The 6,326-nt window shown below is 61.0% G+C and carries 7 protein-coding genes; 4 read left to right on the forward strand and 3 right to left on the reverse strand.

Annotated features, from left to right (window positions below; translation table 11 throughout):
* Positions 1-167: 167 nt before the first annotated feature.
* Both thiE and AB7E65_RS11555 read left to right on the forward strand, forming a co-directional pair.
* Positions 168-806 carry a thiamine phosphate synthase gene (gene thiE / locus AB7E65_RS11550; protein WP_072288004.1) on the forward strand — a complete coding sequence of 213 codons (639 nt, stop codon included), beginning with the start codon at positions 168-170 and terminating at the stop codon, positions 804-806.
* A gap of 176 nt (positions 807-982) precedes the next feature.
* Positions 983-2,737, forward strand: coding sequence for an SLC13 family permease (locus AB7E65_RS11555; RefSeq protein WP_428745960.1), 1,755 nt, complete (start codon positions 983-985; stop codon positions 2,735-2,737).
* Positions 2,738-2,749: 12 nt separating this feature from the next.
* Here AB7E65_RS11555 and AB7E65_RS11560 read toward each other — a convergent pair whose 3' ends face one another.
* Positions 2,750-3,505: a rhomboid family intramembrane serine protease gene (locus AB7E65_RS11560; RefSeq protein WP_320361243.1), complete on the reverse strand. Its 756-nt coding sequence runs from the start codon at positions 3,503-3,505 to the stop codon at positions 2,750-2,752.
* Positions 3,506-3,719: 214 nt separating this feature from the next.
* On the opposite strand from AB7E65_RS11560, the gene AB7E65_RS11565 reads away from it, so the two are divergent.
* Positions 3,720-4,325, forward strand: coding sequence for a trimeric intracellular cation channel family protein (locus AB7E65_RS11565; protein ID WP_072286140.1), 606 nt, complete (start codon positions 3,720-3,722; stop codon positions 4,323-4,325).
* 22 nt (positions 4,326-4,347) lie between these two features.
* Complete coding sequence (locus AB7E65_RS11570; protein ID WP_072286141.1) at positions 4,348-5,001, forward strand: fumarylacetoacetate hydrolase family protein; 654 nt, start codon at positions 4,348-4,350, stop codon at positions 4,999-5,001.
* On the opposite strand, the gene nfi is transcribed toward AB7E65_RS11570, so the two are convergent.
* Together nfi and AB7E65_RS11580 are read right to left on the reverse strand one after the other, a co-directional pair.
* Positions 4,995-5,699 (reverse strand): deoxyribonuclease V, encoded by a 705-nt coding sequence (gene nfi, locus AB7E65_RS11575; protein ID WP_428745961.1) that lies wholly within the window; start codon positions 5,697-5,699, stop codon positions 4,995-4,997. The two genes, AB7E65_RS11570 and nfi, sit on opposite strands and share 7 nt — an antisense overlap.
* A 98-nt stretch (positions 5,700-5,797) precedes the next feature.
* A complete protein-coding gene (locus tag AB7E65_RS11580; protein WP_428745962.1) occupies positions 5,798-6,232 on the reverse strand; it encodes a hypothetical protein in 435 nt (144 codons plus the stop codon).
* Positions 6,233-6,326: the final 94 nt, after the last annotated feature.

Here is a 6,326-nt window from a genome sequence, read left to right on the forward strand (position 1 = left end):
CGCCGGGCGGCTACGGACACGAGCATGACGGCAGCGAACAGTTCGCCATCAGCGACGAACGCGACGCCGAGCAGGTCTGCGCCATGCTGCGGGCCAGGGGCTACGAGCCGGTCTGGAAAGACTGGGACAGCGCTTTTCAGAACTGAGTCGGGGGGACCGCCATGTCCATGGATACAGGTGCGTTCCGCCTTTATCTGATCACCGATCGCAAAACCGTGCCGCAAGGACGCACCCTGCTTCAATGCGTGGAACAGGCCCTGTGCGGAGGTGTGCGCGCCGTCCAGTTGCGGGACAAGGATCTGCCCGCCGACGAGCTTTATCGCTGCGGTTTGGCATTACGCTCCCTGACCGCACGATTCGGCGCCAGACTGCTGGTCAACGACCGCATCGACGTGGCCCTGGCGACCGGTGCCGACGGGGTGCATCTTGGCGAGCATTCCCTGCCCACCGCCGAAGCCCGCCGTCTGCTCGGCCAGAACGCCATCATCGGCCGCTCCGTTCACCACCCTGAGGCGATCCACCCAGCCGCTCAAGAGGGAGCCGATTTCGTCACCTTCAGCCCGATCTACTTCACCCCTTCCAAAGCGCCCTTCGGTGCGCCCCAGGGCCTGGAGGCACTGCGGTGCGCCTGCGCCTGCAGTCCGCTGCCGGTACTGGCGCTGGGTGGCATCCAGCAGGGTCGCATCCGGGAGGTGCGTGCCGCCGGGGCGGCAGGCGTGGCGCTCATTTCGGCGATTCTGGCCGCCGCCAACCCCGAAGCCGCAACACGGGCCCTGCTGGCCGAAATGGATGAACCTTTGGCTTAAAGCGATTCCGGGACGCGGACCGATGATTTCTCCCGATGACTTGCTCGCCAAACGGGCATTTTCACACACAAAAAACCTGGACAATCCAAAGCTGCGGGTGACTTCGCAAAGATAAAGGCTACACTTTTCAGGACAGGACTTTTTGCTGAAGCGTGAGGGGTGGCATGGCCATTGCGATGACCTTAGGCATTCTGCTGGTGGCGGTCCTGCTGTTCGCCACCGAATGGCTGCCAATGGATATGGTCGCGCTGCTGGTCCTTCTGGCGCTGGCCATTAGCGGCATGGTCTCGATACAGGAGGCGCTCAGCGGCTTCGCCAATCCGGCGGTAATCACGGTGGCGGCCATGTTCGTCATCAGCGCCGGAATAACCCATACCGGCGCTCTGGGAAAAGCCGGCGTACTCTTCATCCATCTGGCCAAAGGCAGCGAAAACCGCCTTACCGCCATCATCATGGTCAGTGTTGCCCTGGCTTCCTCCTTTATCAACAACATCGGCGCCACCGCGGTATTGATGCCGGTCGTCATCGATGTGTGCCGCCGCCTGCATATCAGCCCTTCGAAAATGCTCATCCCCCTCGCCTACGGATCCCTGCTGGGCGGCGTCTGCACGCTGGTCGGCACCCCGCCGAACATCCTCATGAATGCCCTGCTGCAGGAATATACAGGGGAGCGCTTCGGCCTGTTTTCCTTCACCCCGGTGGGGCTCGTGATCGTTACCGTCGGTATCGGATACATGCTGCTGCTCGGCCGGCGGTTGCTGCCGGTGCGCAAATCCGGGCAACTGACCGAAGCCTACCAGGTGAAGGAATACATTACGCAGGCGGAAATCCTGCCGGACTCGCCGATCGCCGGCCAGACCATCGCCGGCAGCAGTCTGGAGCGGGACTTTCAGCTGCGGGTGCGAGCCATCCTGCGCGGCAGGGAAAAAATTCCCGCGCCGCGCCGTAACCGCAAATTGCGCAGCGGCGATATCCTGTTTCTCGAAGGCAACCCCCAGGGCATCCTCAAGGTGATAAAAGCCAAGGGATTGGAGTTGATTCCGGAACGGGATAACCCTCCGCCACATCGCGGCAAGGAATTGATGGTGATCGAAGCCTCCCTGACCCCCAACAGTGAAATGGCCGGCAAGACCTTGCGCCAGGTACGGTTCCGGGAGACCTACGGACTCAACGTCCTGGCCTTGTGGCGTCAGGGCGCGCCGGTGGTCAAAAAAGTCGATCATGTCGTGTTGCGATTTGGTGATGTGCTGCTTCTGCAGGGGGACGAGGCGGGAATCGCGCACCTGGGCCGCGAACACGGTTTTTTGCTGCTGGGCGGGATTGAACCGACACCCTATCGGCCACGGCAGGCCCCCATGGCGCTGCTGGTGCTGGCCGGGGTGATTCTGTTGACGGTGACCGAGAGCCTGTCTATCGCCCTGGCCGCCCCTTTAGGCGCGGTGGCCATGGTGCTCAGCGGCTGTCTCAATATGCAGGAAGCCTATGAGAGCATTGACTGGCGCATCCTTCTGCTGATTGCCGGCACCCTGCCACTGGGCCTGGCTCTGCAGAACAGCGGAGCCGCAAGCCTGCTGGCGCAAAACATCCTGCATCTGATCGGGCACTGGGGCCCCATGGCGGTGCTGGCGGTGTTTTTCCTGCTCACCTCGCTGCTGACCGAAATCATGAGCCATGCCGCCGCAGCGGTGCTGATTGCACCGGTGGTACTGCATGCGGCCATCTCCCTGCAGGTTTCGCCACGACCGTTTTTCATGGCCGTGGCCGTGGCCGCGTCATCCTGCTTCATGACCCCCATAAGCCATCAGTCCAACGCATTGGTGATGGGGCCGGGTGGCTACCGTTTTTCCGATTTCGCCCGCACCGGCACCCTCCTCAACCTGCTGGTATGGGCCTGCGCATCCTTGATGATTCCCCTTTTATTCCCGTTCTGAAAGCCGGGAGGCTCAGCGCCGGCGGTGCCGCACCAGGCCCCAGTGTTCCACTCCGTAAGCCAGCCCCAGTCCTCCCAGAAACCCGCCGATATGCGCGCCATGGGCAACGCCGCCGGAGGCTCCGCCATTGGCCAGGAACGGCAGCAGATTATCGATAACCAGATACACGCCAAGCACCAGTCGGGCCGGCAGCAGCACCGTGGTCATCAAAAACGGGAAAAGAAAAATGAAAGTCTTGACCTGATTGCGGGGAAACCACAAAAAATAGCACCCCAGAACTCCGGATATCGCCCCGGAAGCCCCCACCAGGGGCACCTGGGATCCCGGTACGAACAGGGCAAAAAACAATGTCGCCGCCACGCCGCTCGTCAGGTAGACCAGAAGATATCCAACAGCGCCGAGGCGTGCTTCGACGTTGTTGCCAAAAATATACAAAAACAGCATATTGCCGGCCAGATGCATCCATCCGCCATGCAGGAACATGCAGGAAAACAGGCTGGTAAGGGAAGGTTCCGCGGGACGGAAACCGTAGCGGAAAACAAACAGGTCGTAGCTGCTGATCTGCTGCAGAAGCTCCCGGGCAGAGACGAATCCCCGCACCCCGTGACTGCGCAGATACTCCAGCAGCAACGGATCGGAAGGGTCGGCGCGCGACAGGGTCAGAGGCAGGCTGATACCGATAAACACGGCAATGTTGAGTCCAATCAGCAGCCAGTTGGCATAGGCCGTGACACGCGGGTTGGGGGTATCACCAAAGGGCAGGAACATACACTCTCCCTCGACCGGTACCGCCAGCTCGCAACGACCCCGCCACAACACGACGGGCGGGACGACAGCACCCTGCCGAACAAAAATTGTTTAACGAAAGGCCTTCCATCGGGTATCATGCCGGTACATTTTACCATAACCGGCGTAGGCGCACGGATTGTTGTGTTTCGCCGCCCGGAAGGTATCATTACATAAACCTCCGGAGGATGAAATCTTGTCCCTGCTTTATACCCTCGACCTGATCGGCACAGCGGCTTTCGCGGCTTCCGGCGCCCTGGCCGGCATTCGACGCAGAATGGATCTGTTCGGCGTCCTGGTCCTGGGGTTGGTCACCGCCATCGGAGGAGGTACCCTGAGGGATCTTCTGCTTGGCGACAATCCCCCATTCTGTTTCCGGAATGAAGGCTATCTTTACCTGAGTCTGGGGGTCGCCCTGTTAACTTTCGTTCTCCATCGGCACCTTGGCGGTTTTCGGCAGCCGCTGCTGTTTTTCGACGCCATCGGCCTGGGAACCTTCGTGGTCATCGGCACCGAAAAGGCGCTGCATTTCAAGCTGGGTTTTCTGGGCGCAGTCCTGATGGGGGTCGTCACAGCTACCGCCGGAGGCATTATGCGGGACGTTCTGGCGAACCAGATCCCACTGATATTGCGCAAGGAGATCTACGCTTCAGCATGCCTGGCCGGCGCCGCTTTGCTGGCTTTGTTCATCCGTTTCGGCGTTGCCCGATCGCCGGCCCTGCTGGTGGCCGCCGTCACGGTCAGCGCATTGCGGCTGTTTGCCATCCACTTCAACTGGGCGCTGCCACGCGCCCGGGATTGACATCCGAAACAGGAGGATTGCCATGCATACAGTCAGATTGCTCGATGACACCCTTTTTCAGGTCGGCAAGATTCTTTGCGTGGCTCGCAATTACCGGTCCCACGCCGATGAACTGGGTAATGAACCGCCCAATGAACCGGTATTTTTTCTGAAGCCCTCCAGCAGCATCATCGGCCCCAGAGAAAATGCCGTGATCCCGCCTTACAGCAGGCTCTGCCACCACGAAATCGAGTTGGCGGTACTCATCGGAAAATGGGGCCGCAACATACCGGAAGCGGAGGCCATGAACCATGTCGCCGGCTACGGCGTCGCCATCGATCTGACCCTGCGGGACGTACAGCAACGCCTCAAGGCGCAGGGCCTGCCATGGGACCAGGCCAAAGGGTTCGACACCTCCTGCCCCCTGTCCGATTTCGTACCGGCCGGACAGGTTCCCGACCCCCACGCCCTGCGTCTTACCCTGTCAGTCAACGGCGAAACCCGGCAGGATGGCAATACGGCGGAAATGATCTTCAAAATCCCGGCCCTGATCAGCGCCGCATCGGCCATTTTTACCCTGGAAAAAGGTGACATCCTGCTGACCGGAACGCCTGCGGGCGTCGGACCGGTGGTTCAGGGGGATCAGATCTGCGCGGAGATCGAAGGGGTGAACTGGCTGAACATCGGTATTCAGTGAAACGGTGAGTTGATGTCACTCCGGGCGCGTTGCCGCGCCTCGTTGGCGCACTGATGCGCCCGGCGAATCGGCTCCGGCAGACGATAACGCCCGGTGCAGGCCAGCACCAGCTCCGCAGCGCCGGGCACGTCCGTCATATGCCCCGGAGAAACATACAGTGGCCTGATGCCATCACGGGTGGTAAGAACCGTGCCGACAACGGTGCCGTCCAGGACCAGCGGCACCCGCTCGCCACGTCCGCGGCCCGGCGGCGGGTGTTCGCCGCACAGTCGGCTTTTGGCACAACCGACGGTAGGCAGGCCAAGCCACAATCCGAGATGGCTCGCCAGCCCCAGGCGACGGGGATGCGCAATACCCTGGCCGTCCACCAGCACCGCATCCGGTGTACTCCGCAATTTCCGGAAAGCCTCAAGCACCACCGGCAACTCACGGAAGGACAACAACCCGGGCACATAGGGGAAGCGAATCTCGATGGCGGCACAGACCGCCTCGACGCACGCCATGTCGGCTAAATCCACGACCACCACTGCGGCATGAAACAGCGAGTCGCCACGCCGGAAGGAGACATCGACACCGGCCACATGGCGCAGGTTCTGGGGCAGCCGGCTTTCCGTGCAAACACGATGCGCCAGGGCCTTTTGCAATGCGATCGCCTGCCGGGGTGTCATGCACCAACCGTGAAGCTCGGCAAACTCCATACCCCTTGCGCTTCTCCCTCGATAGAAGCCGCCGGAACAAAACAGACGGCGGCACCCACCTATACGCACGGCCGGGCATCAGCCCGGCCCCGCTGTTCCTAAAGTTTGCAGCGCAGCAATTTGCGACCGCTTTCAAACAGGATTTCCACCTTGTTGGGCGGCACCATATCCACCACAATACCCATGCCGAAAGCAGGGTGGTCGACAGCGTCCCCCTTTTTGAACGATCTGTCCATAGCATAGGGCACACTCTGCCCCGAGCGCAAGCGCGCAGCGGCCTCCTGCCATTGTTGCTCGTCCTGCATTACCGCCTTCGGCTTGCGTGGCGCCCCGGGTTGACGGGCCGGTGACGTTTTCCGCGCCGGTTCGCTCTTGACCCTGGGAGCACGATAATTGTGATCGCCATCGCAGGTATTGCAGCGCACGCGAACGGGCTGGCCCCCGATCATGGCGATAATCGTATGGTTTGTCACGGCTTTGCAACGGGTGCAACGAGCCTCGATAATATCTCCTGCCGACAACTGCTTACTCATACATCTCCTCTGGACCAAAGAAAAAACCACAGGGACTACCGCCCTGTGGCAACGCGTATTGCGTGGGACGAAATTTATCATCTTCGACATGAAC

Source organism: Syntrophotalea sp. (assembly GCF_050253115.1).
In the GTDB taxonomy this organism is placed as follows: domain Bacteria; phylum Desulfobacterota; class Desulfuromonadia; order Desulfuromonadales; family Syntrophotaleaceae; genus Syntrophotalea; species Syntrophotalea acetylenica.

Bases quoted from the DNA above. Each gene is read 5' to 3' on its own strand.
- nfi (WP_428745961.1), bottom strand. From the start codon at position 5,699: ATGGAGTTTGCCGAGCTTCACGGTTGGTGCATGACACCCCGGCAGGCG.
- AB7E65_RS11570 (WP_072286141.1), top strand. From the start codon at position 4,348: ATGCATACAGTCAGATTGCTCGATGACACCCTTTTTCAGGTCGGCAAG.
- AB7E65_RS11580 (WP_428745962.1), bottom strand. From the start codon at position 6,232: ATGAGTAAGCAGTTGTCGGCAGGAGATATTATCGAGGCTCGTTGCACC.
- AB7E65_RS11555 (WP_428745960.1), top strand. From the start codon at position 983: ATGACCTTAGGCATTCTGCTGGTGGCGGTCCTGCTGTTCGCCACCGAA.
- thiE (WP_072288004.1), top strand. From the start codon at position 168: ATGGATACAGGTGCGTTCCGCCTTTATCTGATCACCGATCGCAAAACC.
- AB7E65_RS11560 (WP_320361243.1), bottom strand. From the start codon at position 3,505: ATGTTCCTGCCCTTTGGTGATACCCCCAACCCGCGTGTCACGGCCTAT.